This window comes from Metabacillus idriensis, from assembly GCF_050483325.1.
Lineage (GTDB): Bacteria > Bacillota > Bacilli > Bacillales > Bacillaceae > Bacillus_P > Bacillus_P idriensis_A.
This window is the reverse complement of record NZ_JBCMYF010000008.1, coordinates 175,117-191,784: the sequence shown is the minus strand read 5'-3', so window position 1 is coordinate 191,784 and position 16,668 is coordinate 175,117. Positions and strand designations below refer to the sequence as shown.

General features: G+C 40.3%; 16 protein-coding genes and 1 pseudogene. 4 read left to right on the top strand and 13 right to left on the bottom strand.

All coding sequences use genetic code 11. The features are described from left to right. Positions 1-105: 105 nt before the first annotated feature. From tkt to yneA, 4 genes are all read right to left on the bottom strand, one after another. Complete coding sequence (gene tkt, locus ABEQ24_RS05730; RefSeq protein ID WP_430005860.1) at positions 106-2,112, bottom strand: transketolase; 2,007 nt, start codon at positions 2,110-2,112, stop codon at positions 106-108. A gap of 175 nt (positions 2,113-2,287) precedes the next feature. Beyond that, positions 2,288-2,518 carry a DUF896 domain-containing protein gene (locus ABEQ24_RS05725; RefSeq protein WP_430005859.1) on the bottom strand — a complete coding sequence of 77 codons (231 nt, stop codon included), beginning with the start codon at positions 2,516-2,518 and terminating at the stop codon, positions 2,288-2,290. A gap of 63 nt (positions 2,519-2,581) precedes the next feature. Continuing rightward, positions 2,582-3,232, bottom strand: coding sequence for a YneB family resolvase-like protein (locus tag ABEQ24_RS05720; RefSeq protein WP_430005988.1), 651 nt, complete (start codon positions 3,230-3,232; stop codon positions 2,582-2,584). Positions 3,233-3,245: 13 nt separating this feature from the next. After that, complete coding sequence (yneA, locus tag ABEQ24_RS05715) at positions 3,246-3,557, bottom strand: cell division suppressor protein YneA (protein WP_430005858.1); 312 nt, start codon at positions 3,555-3,557, stop codon at positions 3,246-3,248. A 161-nt stretch (positions 3,558-3,718) separates the two neighbouring features. On the opposite strand from yneA, the gene lexA reads away from it, so the two are divergent. Both lexA and ABEQ24_RS05705 read left to right on the top strand, forming a co-directional pair. Continuing rightward, complete coding sequence (gene lexA / locus ABEQ24_RS05710) at positions 3,719-4,339, top strand: transcriptional repressor LexA (protein WP_070877342.1); 621 nt, start codon at positions 3,719-3,721, stop codon at positions 4,337-4,339. A 95-nt stretch (positions 4,340-4,434) separates the two neighbouring features. Beyond that, complete coding sequence (locus tag ABEQ24_RS05705; protein WP_430005857.1) at positions 4,435-5,892, top strand: hypothetical protein; 1,458 nt, start codon at positions 4,435-4,437, stop codon at positions 5,890-5,892. A gap of 51 nt (positions 5,893-5,943) precedes the next feature. Here ABEQ24_RS05705 and glnA read toward each other — a convergent pair whose 3' ends face one another. The 4 genes from glnA to hflX form a co-directional block, all read right to left on the bottom strand. Further along, the gene (glnA, locus tag ABEQ24_RS05700; protein WP_430005856.1) at positions 5,944-7,278 is read right to left on the bottom strand and encodes a type I glutamate--ammonia ligase; all 1,335 of its coding nucleotides are present in this window, start codon (positions 7,276-7,278) and stop codon (positions 5,944-5,946) included. Positions 7,279-7,344: 66 nt separating this feature from the next. Next, positions 7,345-7,749 (bottom strand): MerR family transcriptional regulator, encoded by a 405-nt coding sequence (locus ABEQ24_RS05695; RefSeq protein ID WP_430005855.1) that lies wholly within the window; start codon positions 7,747-7,749, stop codon positions 7,345-7,347. Between the two features lie 86 nt (positions 7,750-7,835). After that, a complete protein-coding gene (locus tag ABEQ24_RS05690) occupies positions 7,836-9,104 on the bottom strand; it encodes an aminotransferase class I/II-fold pyridoxal phosphate-dependent enzyme (protein ID WP_430005854.1) in 1,269 nt (422 codons plus the stop codon). Then, complete coding sequence (gene hflX / locus ABEQ24_RS05685) at positions 9,097-10,380, bottom strand: GTPase HflX (protein ID WP_430005853.1); 1,284 nt, start codon at positions 10,378-10,380, stop codon at positions 9,097-9,099. The genes ABEQ24_RS05690 and hflX overlap by 8 nt, the downstream gene beginning before the upstream one ends. A gap of 181 nt (positions 10,381-10,561) precedes the next feature. Between hflX and ABEQ24_RS05680 the strand changes: the two genes are divergently transcribed. Continuing rightward, positions 10,562-11,164, top strand: coding sequence for a trimeric intracellular cation channel family protein (locus tag ABEQ24_RS05680; RefSeq protein ID WP_430005852.1), 603 nt, complete (start codon positions 10,562-10,564; stop codon positions 11,162-11,164). A gap of 96 nt (positions 11,165-11,260) precedes the next feature. On the opposite strand, the pseudogene spoVK reads toward ABEQ24_RS05680, so the two are convergent. The 4 genes and pseudogenes from spoVK to ABEQ24_RS05660 all read right to left on the bottom strand — a co-directional run. Then, a pseudogene (gene spoVK / locus ABEQ24_RS05675) lies at positions 11,261-12,079 on the bottom strand (stage V sporulation protein K); the annotation flags it as partial. Between the two features lie 356 nt (positions 12,080-12,435). Beyond that, positions 12,436-12,660: an RNA chaperone Hfq gene (gene hfq, locus ABEQ24_RS05670; RefSeq protein ID WP_070877335.1), complete on the bottom strand. Its 225-nt coding sequence runs from the start codon at positions 12,658-12,660 to the stop codon at positions 12,436-12,438. 27 nt (positions 12,661-12,687) lie between these two features. After that, positions 12,688-13,638: a tRNA (adenosine(37)-N6)-dimethylallyltransferase MiaA gene (miaA, locus tag ABEQ24_RS05665; RefSeq protein WP_430005851.1), complete on the bottom strand. Its 951-nt coding sequence runs from the start codon at positions 13,636-13,638 to the stop codon at positions 12,688-12,690. A 112-nt stretch (positions 13,639-13,750) separates the two neighbouring features. Continuing rightward, a complete protein-coding gene (locus ABEQ24_RS05660) occupies positions 13,751-14,128 on the bottom strand; it encodes a YmaF family protein (protein ID WP_430005850.1) in 378 nt (125 codons plus the stop codon). A 179-nt stretch (positions 14,129-14,307) separates the two neighbouring features. Between ABEQ24_RS05660 and ABEQ24_RS05655 the strand changes: the two genes are divergently transcribed. Next, the gene (locus ABEQ24_RS05655) at positions 14,308-14,787 is read left to right on the top strand and encodes a hypothetical protein (protein ID WP_430005849.1); all 480 of its coding nucleotides are present in this window, start codon (positions 14,308-14,310) and stop codon (positions 14,785-14,787) included. A gap of 35 nt (positions 14,788-14,822) precedes the next feature. Here ABEQ24_RS05655 and mutL read toward each other — a convergent pair whose 3' ends face one another. Continuing rightward, positions 14,823-16,664, bottom strand: a complete 1,842-nt coding sequence (gene mutL, locus ABEQ24_RS05650) for a DNA mismatch repair endonuclease MutL (protein WP_430005848.1) — start codon at positions 16,662-16,664, stop codon at positions 14,823-14,825. Positions 16,665-16,668: the final 4 nt, after the last annotated feature.

The following is a 16,668-nucleotide window of genomic DNA, read 5'->3' as shown; positions in this document are numbered from 1 at the left end:
TATAAGGGAACGAAGTATTAGAAATTTGTCTAAATAACAGAGAGATGCAACACTTTTTTTGTCGAAAAAGAGAGAACGATCAAAATCGTTCTCTCTCAGCGGTAATTATAGTTCAAGAAGTGCTTTTACTCTTGCCATTACGTTTTCGACAGTAAAGCCGTATTCTTTCATAATTTTATCTCCTGGTGCAGATGCGCCAAACTGGTTGATGGCTAAAACATCGCCTTCATCACCTGTATAGCGTTCCCAGCCAAGCGGGGCTGCCATTTCAATCGCAAGACGCTTTTTAACCGTCTTAGGCAGAACGGAATCACGGTACTCTTTTGATTGGCTCTCAAATCGGTTCCATGATGGCATGCTGACAACAGCAACATCAATACCCTCTTTTAGAAGTGCATCCTGTGCTTCAACCGCAAGGCCTACTTCAGATCCTGTAGCTAATAACAAGGCATCCGCCGTTTCCTTATTGCTTGGTGAGATTGTATATGCTCCTTTTGAAACACCATCATAGGCAGTTTCAGAAGTGCCTTTTATTGTTTTTAAGTTTTGTCTAGTAAGAACAAGTGCAGTTGGAGACACTTCTGACTCCATTGCAATACGCCATGCTGCAGCCGTTTCATTGCCATCTGCAGGACGAATCACAGATAGGTTAGGCATTGCACGAAGAGAAGGAAGCTGTTCAATCGGCTCATGAGTCGGCCCGTCTTCCCCAACAGCAATACTGTCATGCGTGAATACATATGTCACAGGAAGTCCCATTAGAGCTGCTAATCTTATTGCCGGACGGAGGTAATCAGAGAATACGAAGAATGTTCCTCCATATACTCGCAGACCGCCATGAAGGGCCATCCCATTTAATGCAGCACCCATTGCAAATTCACGTACACCAAACCAGATATTTCGCCCGCTGTAATCCTCAGCCGTGAAATCTGCCGCACCTTTAATCGATGTGTTGTTAGAACCTGCTAAATCAGCCGATCCTCCAAAGATATAAGGAATGTTCTTAGCAAGACCGTTTAATACTTCACCTGATGAGGCACGTGAAGCAAGTGCTTTTCCTTCTTCATAAACAGGAACACCTGCATCCCAGTTTTCAAGCAGCTCGCCTTTAATGCCAGCGTTCAGCTGTTTAGCAAGCTCAGGATATTCTTTTTGGTAGCTGTCGAATAGAGAATTCCATTCTTTCTCTTTTTTAGATCCGAATTGTTCGGCAGATTCCTTGAAATGAGCATAAACTTCGTCTGGAACGTAGAAGTCTTCATCGAATGTCCAAGCGTATGCTTCTTTTGTCAATTTAATTTCGTCAATTCCAAGCGGCTTGCCGTGAACGTCAGACTTGCCTGACATATTTGGAGAGCCGTATCCGATTGTCGTTTTCACTTCAATTAAAGTTGGACGAGTTTCGTCTTGTTTAGCGGCTTCAATAGCTTTAGAAATCTCTTCTAAATTATTGCCGTCTTCAACACGGATAACCTGCCATCCAATTGACTTAAAACGATCTTCAACATTTTCAGAGAATGAGCGATCTAAATCGCCATCAAGAGAAATATCATTTGAATCGTATAATACAACTAATTTGCCAAGCTTAAGGTGACCTGCAAGAGATGCTGCCTCAGAAGAAATACCTTCCATTAAGTCTCCATCTCCGCAAATAGCGTATGTGTAGTGATCTACTACAGGATATGACTCTTTATTGTATGTATGTGCAAGATGACGTTCTGCCATAGCCATCCCTACAGCCATGCCGATCCCTTGTCCTAATGGGCCCGTTGTTGCATCAACACCTGCGGTGTGATGGAATTCAGGGTGCCCTGGAGTTTTACTTCCCCATTGTCTGAAAGATTTAATATCTTCCATTGAAAGATCATAGCCTGATAAATGAAGCAGGCTATATAAAAGCATTGAGCCATGACCTGCCGATAAAACAAAACGGTCACGGTTAAACCATTCCGGGTTTTCAGGATTATGATTCATATATTGTGTCCAAAGTGCATAAGCCATTGGAGCTGCCCCCATAGGCATTCCAGGATGTCCTGAATTTGCTTTCTCGATTGCATCGATCGATAAAGTTCGGATCGTAGCAATAGATAAGTCTTGAATTGAATGTGACATAATTTGATCATCCTTTCAGAAATAACATTCTACTTTCTTATCATAGCTGTACACTCTTTATCATACAACCATTCTGCATGAAATGTAATAGTGCAATAAGATGTGTAAGAAACTATTCTAATGTATTATGTGCAAATTGAAAAGGAATACATCATAAATTGACGTATTCCTTTTATTAATGAAGGTCCCGCTTCTTCTCATCTTTTAATTTTTGAGGTGTAACATCCGTTCCGTTTGGATCGAGGATTGTAACGCCCTTTAATGTATTTTTCATAGAGCCGCGGAACACCTGCAGGTATTCTTGTCTAAGGCTTTGCTGTTCTTTAAGTTCTTCAGCAGATAAACCGGCAGATTTAGCTTTTTTGGAAAGTTCATTAATTCTGGCCATTTTTTCTTTTGAAAGCATGCTGGTAACTCCTTTTTGTAGATTCACTATGCTATCGTACTAAAAACGGCCTGAAAAGACAACTTATTGATCTCCTGTCTGTTTCATATATTCCTGGTATCTTCTATGTACTGTTGCCTTTGAAACATCGTGGCCGAAACCTCTTAAAGTCGCGGCGATTTCGGCAAAAGTCAGTTTATTTTGCTTTAATCGCACGATTTCTGAAACAGGAAGCTCTTTTTTGTCCTTGCCGGGGCTTTCGTGGATATTAGAAAGGTTGTTTTGAGGCTTAAAGCCGTTTTTGACTGCCCGCTGCATACCTCTTTTGATTTTTAAATTGTGAATCTTTCTTTGGTATTCTTCGACAATGCTCACTATTTCAAGCACCATGGAATCAGCCTCTGATAGCAGAAGTCTGCCGTTATGAGTAACTGAGTAAAGAGTTATTCCCTCTTTAAGCAGAAAATGAATGAGAGCAATTCTGGCATTTCCTCTTCCAAGCCTTGTTTCATCCTGGATCAGGACTGCATCTACCTGCTGATTTTTGATGCAGTCGAACAGTTCAAATATCCCGTCTCTTTCTATATCATAGCCGCTGGCCTGTTCTTCAATGACTTTTACAATATTCAGGTTGTTCTGTTCAGAAAGCCTGATTAATTCTTCCTTTTGCCTGATAAGTGATGTTTCCTGTTCTTCTTTCACTGTGCTGACTCTGCAATAGATGATGGCGTTCAGTGTTCTCACTTCCCTATTTCTTGCTTGCTAATTGATTTACCTCATAATAAGCTGTCTTTTCAATTGGAATAAAGACTTGCTCACCAGCCTTAATGACTGCTGTTTCCATTCCGTTTTTTTCCTGGACCCACTCGACAAAATCTGTCTTAGACAGATTATGATGTTCTTTAAATTTATCAGCAATGCTCCAGATGCTGTCCCCTTCAGTAACTTCTATATTTACGTAATGATCCATGCTGTCTTTTTCACCAGTATAAGATAAAGCAAAGACAGCGACAATAACGACAATAAAAAATGAGAGTAAATAAGAAAATGATTCTTTCAACAAAATCCCCACCTTGAAATAGAATGTTTGTTCGCACTTTTGATATTTTCAGTATAATGCGAACAAATGTTTCTGTCAACGCATTTTTTCGAACTTATGTTTGTATGAGCAGGAAAAACATGCTATAATCAACATAAATTACAGGACGCGAGGTGCAAAAGATGACAAAATTATCAAAAAGACAGCAGGATATCTTAAACTTCATCAAATTAGAAGTTCAAAAAAAAGGTTATCCGCCTTCTGTACGGGAAATTGGCGAAGCTGTCGGCCTTGCTTCTAGTTCAACTGTACACGGTCACCTGGCAAGGCTTGAGAGCAAGGGTCTGATCAGACGAGATCCAACTAAGCCCAGAGCTATAGAAATTCTTGAAGAAGAGACTTCACATATTCCGAGAGCAAGCGTCATTAATGTTCCGATTATCGGTAAAGTTACAGCAGGTTCTCCTATCACAGCTATCGAAAATGTCGAGGAATATTTTCCGCTTCCTGATACATTCGCCGCGTCAGATGATCAAGTATTCATGCTCGAAATCATGGGAGACAGTATGATAGAAGCCGGAATTTTAGACGGGGATATGGTTATTGTTAAACAGCAGAAAACCGCAAATAACGGTGATATCGTGGTTGCCATGACAGAAGATGACGAAGCAACTGTTAAACGATTCTTTAAAGAAAAAGACTTCATTCGCCTTCAGCCTGAAAATTCAACAATGGAACCTATTATTCTGCGAAACGTAACCATTCTCGGAAAAGTTATAGGCGTGTACCGTAATATCCATTAAAAATCTTTGCTGCTCAGCAAAGATTTTTTATTTAGGGTTTTATGCACATTAGCAAGGGAAATATAATAGTTGATAAAATTTAGAAGAGGTAGCCTATGATATCTGAACTTAAACCTGATGAAATGATTGTTCAGCGGACAAATTCTCAATTTGTTTTTCCTTTTTCGTGGGCTAAGCACTCCATTAAGCCTTTAATTAAGGAACTCGAAACAAATGGACACGATTTTTTTTCAATCGAAAATAGCAGCCAGCAGACTAAATATTACGGCGGGAGCATTGATATCCCGCATAAACGCTTAAAGCATTATTTTATGCCTTACATTGAACAAATATTATTTCCTGATAAATTCAAAGAAAAAGCTATAAACCGCTATTCCAAACAGCTGAATTTGGAGTGCAGACTTGAGACTGCCCGAAATCTGATTTCCATGAAAGTACTTTCGATTGATATTTATCTTTGTCCATTCTCCATCGGCATGATTACAATTCGAACAGAACCATACAGCAGCGGGTCAGATCTCACCTTAAGCGATGCTCTTGACTATATGGACCATTTCAGAGTTCTCGAACCAGCAATTACGAAGGAAAAAGGAACTGTACTTTATTCAGGTGAAAAGCGGTTTGATAAAATTCAGGATTTTATCTTCCAGGAACTTTGCCCTTATATTGTTCCCTTTATTGAAAAAAACGAAAATGATCAATCAGCCTACTTAGGCAGCCTTCCCTATTTTATTGATGAAAGGATGTTTGTATCCAGTTTATTAATGACTGCTCCTGATGTGAAAATAACAAACAGCGATTTATTTCGAATCGGCCATATGAATGGTTATAATCACAAGAAACAACCATATATTTCTTCGAGTAATCAAAAGTATATTGATAAATACGTAAACGACCATGTTTATGACAGATGGTCCCCTGACAGTTTTCATATTATCAGCGACCATACATTTACGTGCATAAGCAGAGACAGTGAAACTGAAAAGCTGATCGCTGAAGAGATGTACGGCCAGCTTTATTACAATATGATTCTGCATTTATTTTATAAAATTGTTCTTTTAAAACTTTCTTACAGCTATTCACAGCTATATGTCGACCAAAAACAAGATAATATGGACAAATTGATCAGATCGATCACGAATTTCACCGCCAAATATATTTTTTCTGAAATCAGCAGCCGTTCTGAAGGACAAGAGCTCTCTGTCATGATGAAAGACCGCTTTAAAATAGAAACCCTTTATAAAGAAGTAAAAAACACGATGGACAGTCTCTATCAAAATCAGGAAAAGCTTGCAAGCAAACGTCATAATTCTTTATTGCTGATTTTAACGACCTATACCGTTATTTCCGGGATTTACGGAATGAATCTGGTGATTGAGGACTGGCGGGGGAAAATTGAGTGGAGCAAGCTTGCTGGATATTCCGTCTTTGAATATATTTCCCTCGTTGTAGCTTTATCTGGGATTGCGGTAGGAAGTGCACTTGCCGGGCTTGCCATCATGAGGCTGCTTAAAGACTATTTTGATAAGCGAAAATCAGAAAACCTTGACTGATAACGAATGAATAAAACCCCCTCAGCATCTGCTGAGGGGGTTTTAGCGATATTAATATTGAGACATATACTGTTCTCTTTCCCAAGGGTGTACTTGAGTGCGGAACATATCCCATTCAATTTCTTTTGCTTCCATGAAGTGCTCGAACAAATGCTCTCCAAGTGCATTGATGATGACTTCATCTGTTTTTAACAGATCAAGAGCTTGTGCAAGTGTAGCGGGAAGATCCACGATACCGTTTTCTACACGCTCTTCTTTTGTCATGACATAGATGTTGCGGTCAATCGGTTTTGGAGCGGCAAGCTTGTTTTTGATTCCGTCAAGGCCTGCAGCAAGCAATACAGACATTGCTAAGTATGGGTTTGCAGACGGGTCAACGCTTCGCACTTCTACACGTGTGCTTAGACCGCGTGAAGCTGGGATACGAATTAACGGACTTCTGTTTTGTGCTGACCATGCAACGTAGCAAGGTGCCTCGTAGCCTGGTACTAAACGTTTGTAAGAGTTAACTGTCGGGTTTGTAACAGCCGTAAAGTTCGGTGCATGCTTAATGATGCCGGCGATGAAATGTTTAGCTGTTTCGCTTAATTCAAGGTCGCTGTTTTTGTCATAAAAAGAATTCACGCCGTCAGTGAACAATGATAAATTCATATGCATTCCTGATCCGTTTACACCAAACAATGGTTTCGGCATAAATGTAGCATGCAGACCGTGTTTGCGGGCAATCGTTTTAACAACAAGTTTAAACGTTTGGATATCATCACAAGCTTTTACTGCACCGGCATATTTGAAATCAATTTCATGCTGTCCAGGTGCTACCTCGTGGTGAGAAGCTTCGATTTCAAAGCCCATCTCTTCAAGCTCAAGCACGATGTCGCGACGGCAGTTTTCGCCAAGGTCTGTAGGAGCTAAGTCAAAATAGCCGCCATGATCATTTAATTCAAGAGTAGGTTCGCCTTTTTCATCAAGTTTGAATAAGAAGAATTCAGGCTCTGGTCCAAGATTAAAATCAGTGAATCCAAGGTCTTCCATTTCTTTTAGCATACGTCTTAAATTGTTACGAGGGTCTCCGTCAAATGGAGTTCCATCCGGGCTGTAAATATCACAGATAAAACGGGCTACTTTTCCTTTTTCAGAAGTCCATGGGAAGATGACGAATGTATCGATATCAGGGAAAAGATACATATCAGACTCTTCAATGCGGACGAAGCCTTCGATTGAAGATCCATCAAACATACATTTGTTGTCTAAAGCTTTTTCAAGCTGACTTACCGGGATCTCAACATTTTTAATTGTTCCCAGGATGTCCGTAAACTGCAAACGGATATATTTTACGTTTTCTTCTTGTACTAATCGTACAATATCTTCTCTCGTATACTTTGCCATTTTGAAAAATCCTCTCCTAACACTACCAAGATATATTTATTTTAATTTAAGTGAAGCTCACATTCATCAGTGAAAAAATCTCGACATATCACCTTGTCTGAGAGATGATCTTTGAAAACGCCCTGCCTGCATAAGCTCAGCTTTCAGCAATTTTCGCAGTTCAGCATCAGAAAGATCCGGTTTTTCCACTTTCTTAGGTTGTTCATCATTCGGCAATTCAAATCGTTCTTCTTTTTTAGAAAAGATTTGCTTTATGCCAGCCATATTGACGCCTTGTTCAATAAGGCTTCTGATTTCAAGCAGTGTGTCTACATCATTAAATGAAAATAATCGTCTGTTTCCTTCTGTTCTTGCAGGAAAAATCAGGCCATTTTCTTCATAATATCGAATTTGTCTGGCAGAGAGCTCTGTCAGCTGCATGACAATTCCGATCGGGAATAAGGGCATCGTGCGTCGAATTGTATCACCCATTGTATTCCCTCCTTTTCTTAACTTATTCTTATTATATTCCATGTCATATAATGTGTCAATAACATGTTAGGAAAAATGACATCAATTTATATGCGGATTAGTTCTTTTTGCAGAAGATGATCTATAGCTGAACATATGGCAATTTTCACATGAGAATAAGTTAATCCTCCCTGTACATAGGCTGTAAATGGCGCACGCAGCGGTCCGTCTGCTGAAAGCTCAATGCTTGCACCTTGAATAAATGTACCTGCAGCCATTATGACATCATTTTCATAGCCCGGCATATAACTTGGATATGGTGTTACATGCGAGTTAATCGGGGAAGCATACTGAATGGCCTGACAAAAAGCAACCATCAAATCCGCCTGATTAAACTCAACCGATTGAATGAGATCAGTTCTGACAGCATCCCAGGATGGATTTGTTTTGAGCCCTGCCATTTCAAGGATTGCCGCAGTAAATACTGCCCCTTTTAGAGCTTGAGCGACCACATGAGGCGCAAGGAAGAAACCCTGATACATTTCCTGAAGACTATATAGAGAAGCACCCGCTTCTGCTCCGATGCCCGGTGATGTCATCCTGTAAGAGCATGCCTCAATTAAATCCGTTCTTCCTACTAAATAACCGCCTGTCTTAGCGAGTCCTCCGCCTGGATTTTTAATTAGAGAACCAGCCATTAAGTCCGCGCCTGCATGACACGGCTCCAGCTCCTCCACAAATTCTCCGTAGCAATTATCAACGAAAACCACAATATCTTTCTTTATTGATTTGACAAAATCAATCATTTCTTTAATTTCAGCAATTGTATATGACGGCCTGGTTGCATAACCTTTTGAACGCTGAATGCCGATCATTTTTGTTTTATCTGTTATAGATGCTCTGACTGCTTCAAAATCAACGCTTCCGTCAGCTTTAAGATCCACTGCTTTATAGCCAATTTTAAATTCACTGAGAGAACCGACTCCGCTCCCGCGAATTCCGACAATTTCTTCAAGAGTATCGTATGGTTTACCCGTTATGTAAAGAAGCTCATCAAATGGACGAAGAACTCCAAACAAGGCAATCGAAATAGCATGTGTGCCAGAAATTATTTGAGGGCGCACAAGTCCCGCTTCTCCCCCGAACACATCAGCGTATATTTTTTCAAGAGTGTCCCGGCCGTGATCATCATAACCGTAGCCTGTTGAAGGGATAAAATGCGAATCACTGACTCTGTGATCTCTGTAGCTTTTCAGGACACGATATTGATTGATTTCCATTCTTTCGTCGATTTCTTTATGAACCTGAGCGATTTTTTCTTCTGCCTGTTTAGAGAGCTGTGATAGTTTCTCACCAAATTTTAATTGTTTAAACATTGCTGCTGCCCTTTCTATTGTACATCTGTATATACCCGGCAACTGAGTGCGAGGGCAAATAATGTCCTTGTATTTCGTAGTGGTTAGTTTCTTCATTAAATATAAAATGACCGACCATCGTTTCAGTCTTTATAAGGGACAGCAGCCTGCCTTCACTTGCAGGAACTTCAATCCTGAATGGTTCCATTTGTTCAACTGATACAGATTGTATCTTCTTTTTAAGAAGGCTGATATCACTTTCACTGAAAGCACTGATTTGAACATGCTCAGCTTTAGGCGATGGAACAAATTCAACTGACTGTTTATCTTTTTTATTATACACTGTCAAAACCGGTATGGCTGAAACCTTCAATTCATCCAGCAGCTTGTACACCGTTTTTTCATGATTTTGATAATCATCGTTCGAACTGTCAACGATATGCAGAATGAGATCTGCTTCTTTTACTTCTTCTAAAGTGGAACGGAATGCGGCAACTAAGGTAGTCGGCAAGTCCTGGATAAAGCCAACGGTATCTGTAAGCAAGGCTTGATACCCAGAAGGAAGCGTCATTTTTCTGGTCATTGGATCCAGCGTAGCAAACAGTAAATCTTCTTCAAATGTGCCTGCATCTGTAATCCTGTTAAAAAGAGTGGATTTGCCTGCATTGGTATAGCCGACAAGGGCAATTTGGAATGCCTGATTTTTCTTTCGTCTTTCGCGGTAACGGTTGCGGTGGCTCACTATAGCAGAAAGCTGAACTTTGATTTCATGTATCCTGCTTCTAATATGCCTTCTGTCGGTTTCAAGCTGAGTTTCACCTGGTCCTCTTGTGCCGATTCCACCGCCTTGGCGGGATAAGTTGATGCCCTGTCCGCTCAGCCTCGGCAATAAGTATTGAAGCTGCGCAAGTTCAACCTGCAGCTTGCCTTCTCTCGATTTGGCGCGAGTCGCAAAAATATCAAGAATTAATTGTGTCCGATCGATGATTTTAATATCAAGTGCAGCCGTCAAATTACGCTGCTGGCTCGGGGAAAGCTCATCGTTAAAAATAATTAAATCCGGTTCAAGCTCTTCTGAAAGAGCAAGCAGTTCCTCAACTTTGCCTTTACCTATGTATGTAGCCGGATGTATTCTTTCTCTCTTTTGAGCCAGCTGAATCATCACTTCGCCATTTGCTGTTTTCGTTAAGGAAGCAAGCTCGCTCATTGTATATTGAAAGGCCTCGTCATCTAATTTAGGAAGCTGACAGCCAACCAGAATGACTTTTTCGGTTTCAGAATATATGTTCTCTTTCAAACGTGTATCATCCTTTTCAGCAATAATTTTGCATTACCATCATAACAAAAAAAACAAGAATTCACTAATTGTTTCCTATACACAAAGGTTTATGAAAGAAAATGGTTGCATTTCTCCATAACGCCATATAAAATCAAGACGGTTACATCTAGAGAGCGTATTGGCAAAGGGGATTCAGGCTATGACATGGGAAGTATTAAGCATCATTGGAACGATTGCATTTGCTGTCAGCGGAGCGATTGTTGCAATGGAAGAAGAATATGATATTTTAGGGGTCTATATATTAGGAATCGTTACCGCGTTTGGTGGCGGCGCAATCAGAAATTTGCTGATCGGGGTTCCGGTATCTGCGCTTTGGGAACAGGGAATGCTTTTTCAAATTGCTTTGATTGCGATGACAACCGTTTTTTTATTTCCGAATAACTTACTTAAACACTGGCAGAAATGGGGCAATCTAACGGATGCTGTTGGATTATCCGCTTTTGCCATTCAAGGTGCCCTATATGCAACACAAATGAATCATCCGATAAGTGCAGTTGTAGTAGCCGCTGTCTTAACGGGCAGCGGAGGCGGAATGATCCGTGACCTTTTGGCAGGCCGCAAACCGCTTGTGCTAAAATCAGAAATTTACGCAGTATGGGCTATCCTTGCAGGTCTTGTCATCGGATTTGATCTTGCAGAGTCTCCCATACAGCTGTACTCCTTATTTGTATTGATAGTGGTATGCCGAGTTCTCTCTTATACGAAAAAATGGAGTCTGCCGAATAAATCTCTGCATCATTAAGGTAAGCCGCGCCAGCCGGCTTGGAGTGCTGCATCTGATATGATTTTTTCAGTAAGAATAATTGCTGACACGAGAATAAAGCCGCAGATTGCGGCTTTATTCTTTTATGACGAGATCCTGGCTTTTGATGGTCACCAGGTCATCCCGCTGATATTGATCTGATGAAAGCAGTCTCATCGCCTGGGATCTGATTGATTTCTCGATGACATTACGGACGTATCTACCGTTTGAAAACTTGGCAGGAGCCATGTTTGTTTTAACCATGTTCAAATGGTCACGAAGTTTCCATTCTGCTTCTTTGCTGAATGAATATTCCCTTTCAATCATCATTCTTTTCGATATTTCCATCAGCTGTTCTACTGAATAATCCGGAAAATCCACGACAAGGGGAAACCTTGAATGAAGACCTGGATTAAGGGACAGGAAATGATCCATTTCTTTCGAATAACCTGCTAAAATCAGGACAAATTCATGCTGCTTATCTTCCATATGCTTAACAAGCGTATCAATCGCTTCTTTGCCGAAATCCTTTTCTCCTCCGCGTGCAAGTGAATATGCTTCATCTATAAAAAGAATCCCGCCAAGCGATTTTTTGATCAGATCTCTTGTTTTTTGTGCTGTATGGCCAATGTATTCTCCGACTAAATCTGCCCTTTCAGCTTCAATCAAATGTCCTTTCGAGAGCACATTCATTTGAAAAAACAATTTGCCTATCAGCCGGGCAACAGTTGTTTTTCCTGTTCCGGGATTTCCTTTGAACATCATATGAAGAGATTGTTTTCCTGCTTTTAGACCTTGTTCCTCACGCTTTTTGTTAATATAAATCCAGGCATAAATTTCTTTTAGCATCCGTTTCATTTCTTCCATGCCTACAAGAGTGTTTAATTCAGCTTCCATTTCATTTAGAATGACATGCTGAGGCTGTGTTTTCGGGATTTTTATTTCATAAGTTGATGTTTCGCTGATTTTCTCTTGATACGTCTTTTTTTGCCCATTTAAAATCACATTAATTTGACCATTGTTTTTAAATGTGACTGCTTGATCCAAAGATGTTCACCTCACATTCTTCTACTACTATACGTTGCACAGGGCAAAATCGTGACAAATGCCTATATAAAAATATGAAATTAATTTTTTGAGTTAAAAAAAATGTTGATACATGCGATGTTTTGTTGGATTATGCGCTTTCCCGAGAAATATTTTTCTTATTACCTGTAATTTTAAATCAAAAAAAAGCAGCCTCCAAAGTGCTGAAGGCTGTTTTCATCTCTCTATTCTAATTCAAGGGATACATTTTTCTGAGGTGCAAATGTTGAGATTGCATGCTTATAAATAAGCTGCTGCTTTCCTTCTGTTTCTAAAAGAACCGTAAAGTTATCAAATCCTTTGACCAGCCCTCTTAATTGAAAGCCGTTCAGCAGGAAGACCGTTACAAAGGTACCGTCTCTGCGGATATTATTTAATACTTGATCTTGAATATTTACTGTTGTTTTCATGTTTCGTCCTCCTCTTTTCTCTATGTGTTATGTATTCGCGCTTAAATTAAGCTTTCCTGCTATATATGTAAAAATTTCATTGAATCTCAGTTTCATATCCAGCGGCCCGCTCATATCAAACCATTTTACATCCATTTTATTGCGGAACCAGGTTAGCTGGCGTTTAGCATATCTTCTGGAATTTTGTTTAAGCTGCTCTTTTGCATCTTCAAGGGAAACAGCACCGTCAAAATAGGCATACAATTCTTTATAGCCTATCGCCTGAATCGATTGACAATCCCTGATACCAAGATCATAGAGATTTTTCACTTCTTTAATCAGGCCTTGATCGATCATCAGGTCTACTCTTAAATTAATTCTTTCGTAGAGCTGTTCTCTTTCCATTGTAAGACCTACAACCACGACATCATACAGCAGAACCTTCTCCTGTTCAGCAAGAAAATCAGTCATTGATTTGCCTGTACAATGAAAAATCTCAAGCGCCCTGATAACACGCCTTACATTATTGGGATGAATTCTTCCGGCAGACACAGAATCAATTTCAGCGAGTTTTTCGTGTATCGCTTCACAGCCAAATTCGGCCGCTTCAGCTTCAAGCTGTTTTCTGAATGCTGGATCAGAGGCGATGTCAGTGAACTGATAGTCGTATATGACAGATTGAATATATAGTCCGGTTCCCCCGACAATGATAGGCATTTTGTTTCTGGAATGAATGTCTGAAATTAATGGACGGACCATTTCCTGAAATTCAGCAGAAGAAAAATCCTCTTCTGGATTTTTAATATCGATAAGATGATGCTGTATGCCGTCCATTTCATCCTGACTTATCTTTGCAGTGCCTATATCAAGACCGCGGTATACCTGCATGCTGTCACCGCTGATAATTTCGCCGTTAAGTTTTTTTGCGAGCTGTACACTTAAATTGGTTTTGCCAACAGCTGTCGGTCCAATAATTACGACCAGCTTCTCTTTCTTCAACTTGCAACCACTCTTTCATTCCTAATAGTCTGCTTTTCAACATCTTATCACTTTAAATCAGTGAATACCAGTTTATTATTTCCAGTTTTCTGTTCTGCCAAACGATGGATAGTCAATAACCGATTGGTCCGCTTGTTCGTCCATTAAATAAATGCTGGTGAACAGGCTTCTGCTGTTCAGAATAGACAACGCCCCCAAATTCGACAGGCTCGGCTTCTGTATAGTTCCTGTACGTTTTCCCGGAAAATAAGTGATAGTGTGTTCCATCCAGCATTGGAATAGGAGGCCCTGTTTTTGCATAAAACCGGTGATAATGCTGATTATCAAACGTTGTTAATCCTTCAACATAATGAAAATGCCGGTCATAAGAATTTCCATTCAAAGGTTTTGAAAACCCAAGAACATAATGATAATGATTTTCTTTTAATTCAGTGACTCCCTGATAAAAATGGGCATGCGGAACCGGGAGCTGCTGCCTGTAATGGTCCAATTGAAAACACCCCTTTTCTCTTGCTCTTTCAGACTATGAATGAATAAGGAATTAGGCACATGATTGAGGTAAAAAAATGCTGCAGTCCAGGAAATATAGATTAATTATTATTTTTCAGTTTTAATCCGGAATTTGAGGGAATTTAATCAGTAAATTCATTTAGTAGGAGGTCCTGCAGCATGTTTCAGCTAGAGGATATGATCACATTTTTTTGGGCTTTCTTTTTTGTGCTGCCAATCGTAGCATTTATTCATCAGCTGGGACACTTTGTCTTCGTTTGGATGTTTGGAGGCAAAGCCGTTTTTATTCTCGGCAGAGGAAGACTTCTTTTCAGAATAGGGAAACTAGAAGTCAAACAATACTATTTTTTAGATTCCTTTTGTCAATACGACAGTTTGAAATGGGATAATCGCTACACACACGCATTTGTCTATGCAGGCGGGTCTCTGTTTAACCTATCAGCCATATTAATTGTCAACACAATGATTCATAACGGAATTCTCGAACCGCATATCTTTTTCTATCAATTTGTTTATTTTTCCGTTTACTTTGTATTCTTTTCCTTGCTGCCATTTAAATACTCAGAAAATCACTCATCTGACGGGCGGTCAATATATGATGTAATCAAGTATGGCAAAAGCTGCAGTCAGCTTGATTAGAAATAGATAAAAGGAAAGCCTGCCGGCTTTCCTTTTTACATGATGCGCTTAAACATCTTTTCCATCTCATACGTAGAATAGTGAATAATAATTGGCCTTCCATGCGGACAAGTAAAAGGATCTGTTGTTTTTCTTAGCGTTTCAAGTAAAGCAAACATGTCATCATTGCGGAGATGATGATTGGCTTTAATGGCAGCCTTGCAGCTCATCATGATCGCAGCTTCTTCACGCAGCTTTTTAATATCAGCCTGTTTATGATCAAGCACTTCCTGAATAATTTCCTCAATTAGCTCCCGCTCGTCTCCGCGCGGGAACCATTGCGGATGAGAGCGCACGATAAAACTATTTCCGCCAAATGGCTCAAGGAAGATTCCCACTTCAGACAGTGCCTGCATTTTCTCGGCTATGATCAATGCTTCATCTGCTGAATAGTGAATCGTAATCGGAACAAGGAGTTCTTGCACTTCCGTTGCAACTTGTCCAACTTTTTCTTTAAAGTATTCATAGTTGATTCTTTCCTGAGCCGCGTGCTGATCGATAATATATAAACCAGTCTCGTTTTGGGCAAGAATATACGTTCCGTGCATTTGGCCGATCGGATATAGAACTGGAACTCTTGGTTCAGCCTCTGCAGGTTTCGGTTCTTCTTCATAAAAATCAGCAGGCTGTTCCTCGTAAGGTTCAAATTCTTCTTCGATAACGGGAGGATTTTGTTCTTTGATAGCCTCTTCTGATTCCGCAGCTTCATCCAGTTCGATCACCGGCTTTTCCATGACATGCTGAACAGGCACAGCTGACATCGGCTTTTTTTCAGCATGACTGAACGTAAATGTCTGTTGTTCATCAAACCTTTTTTCTGTCCGCTTTGGAAGAACAGCTTCAGGAATCAGCTTTTGATGAGAGAATGCTTCTTTAATGCCTGCTGTAATCAGTTCATTCAATTCAGTCTCTTTGCTTAACCTGACTTCCATCTTGGCAGGATGAACGTTAACGTCGACCAAAATGGGATCCATGGTGATTTCCAGAAAGACAATTGGGAACCGGCCGATTGGAAGCAGGGTATGATAGCCTTGCTGAATGGCTTTTACAAGCGGATAGTTTTTAATAAACCTGCCATTTACGATTGTTGATATATAGTTTCTGGATGCTCTTGTGATTTCAGGCAGAGAAATATAGCCTTTCACTTCAAAATCAAGAGACTGTAAGTTAATAGGAATCATTTTCTTTGCGATTGACAGTCCATAAATGCCGGCAATAACTTGACGCACATCGCCGTTCCCGCTCGTATGCAGCATTTGCTTTCCGTTATGAGTCAGCTTGAACGAAATGGACGAGTTTGACAGGGCCAGACGGTTGACAACATCTGTAATGTTCCCAAGCTCGGTATGAACAGTTTTCACATATTTTAACCGGGCTGGTGTGTTGAAAAACAAATTCGTCACAGCAAGGTCGCTGCCTTTTCTGCTTGAAGCAGCCTCGTGGATCTCTACCTTTCCTCCTGAAAGAACCATTCTTGTCCCTGCACCAGACCCTGTGCTTGTTTTTAATTCTATATGGGAAACAGATGCGATACTCGGCAAAGCCTCTCCCCTGAATCCCAAAGTCCGGATCCGGAAAAGGTCGTTTTCGTCTTTGATTTTGCTTGTAGCATGTCTGTGAAAAGCATTCAGACAATCCTCAGGCAAGATGCCGTCTCCATTATCAATGATGCGGATCTTGCTTAAGCCCGCTTCTTCTATTTGAATTTCAATGACAGTACTGCCGGCATCAATGCTATTTTCCGTTAATTCCTTTACAACAGAAGCCGGACGTTCGACAACTTCTCCGGCGGCTATCTTATTTGATAGTGAATCGTCAAGGCGAATGATTTTCCCCATGCTG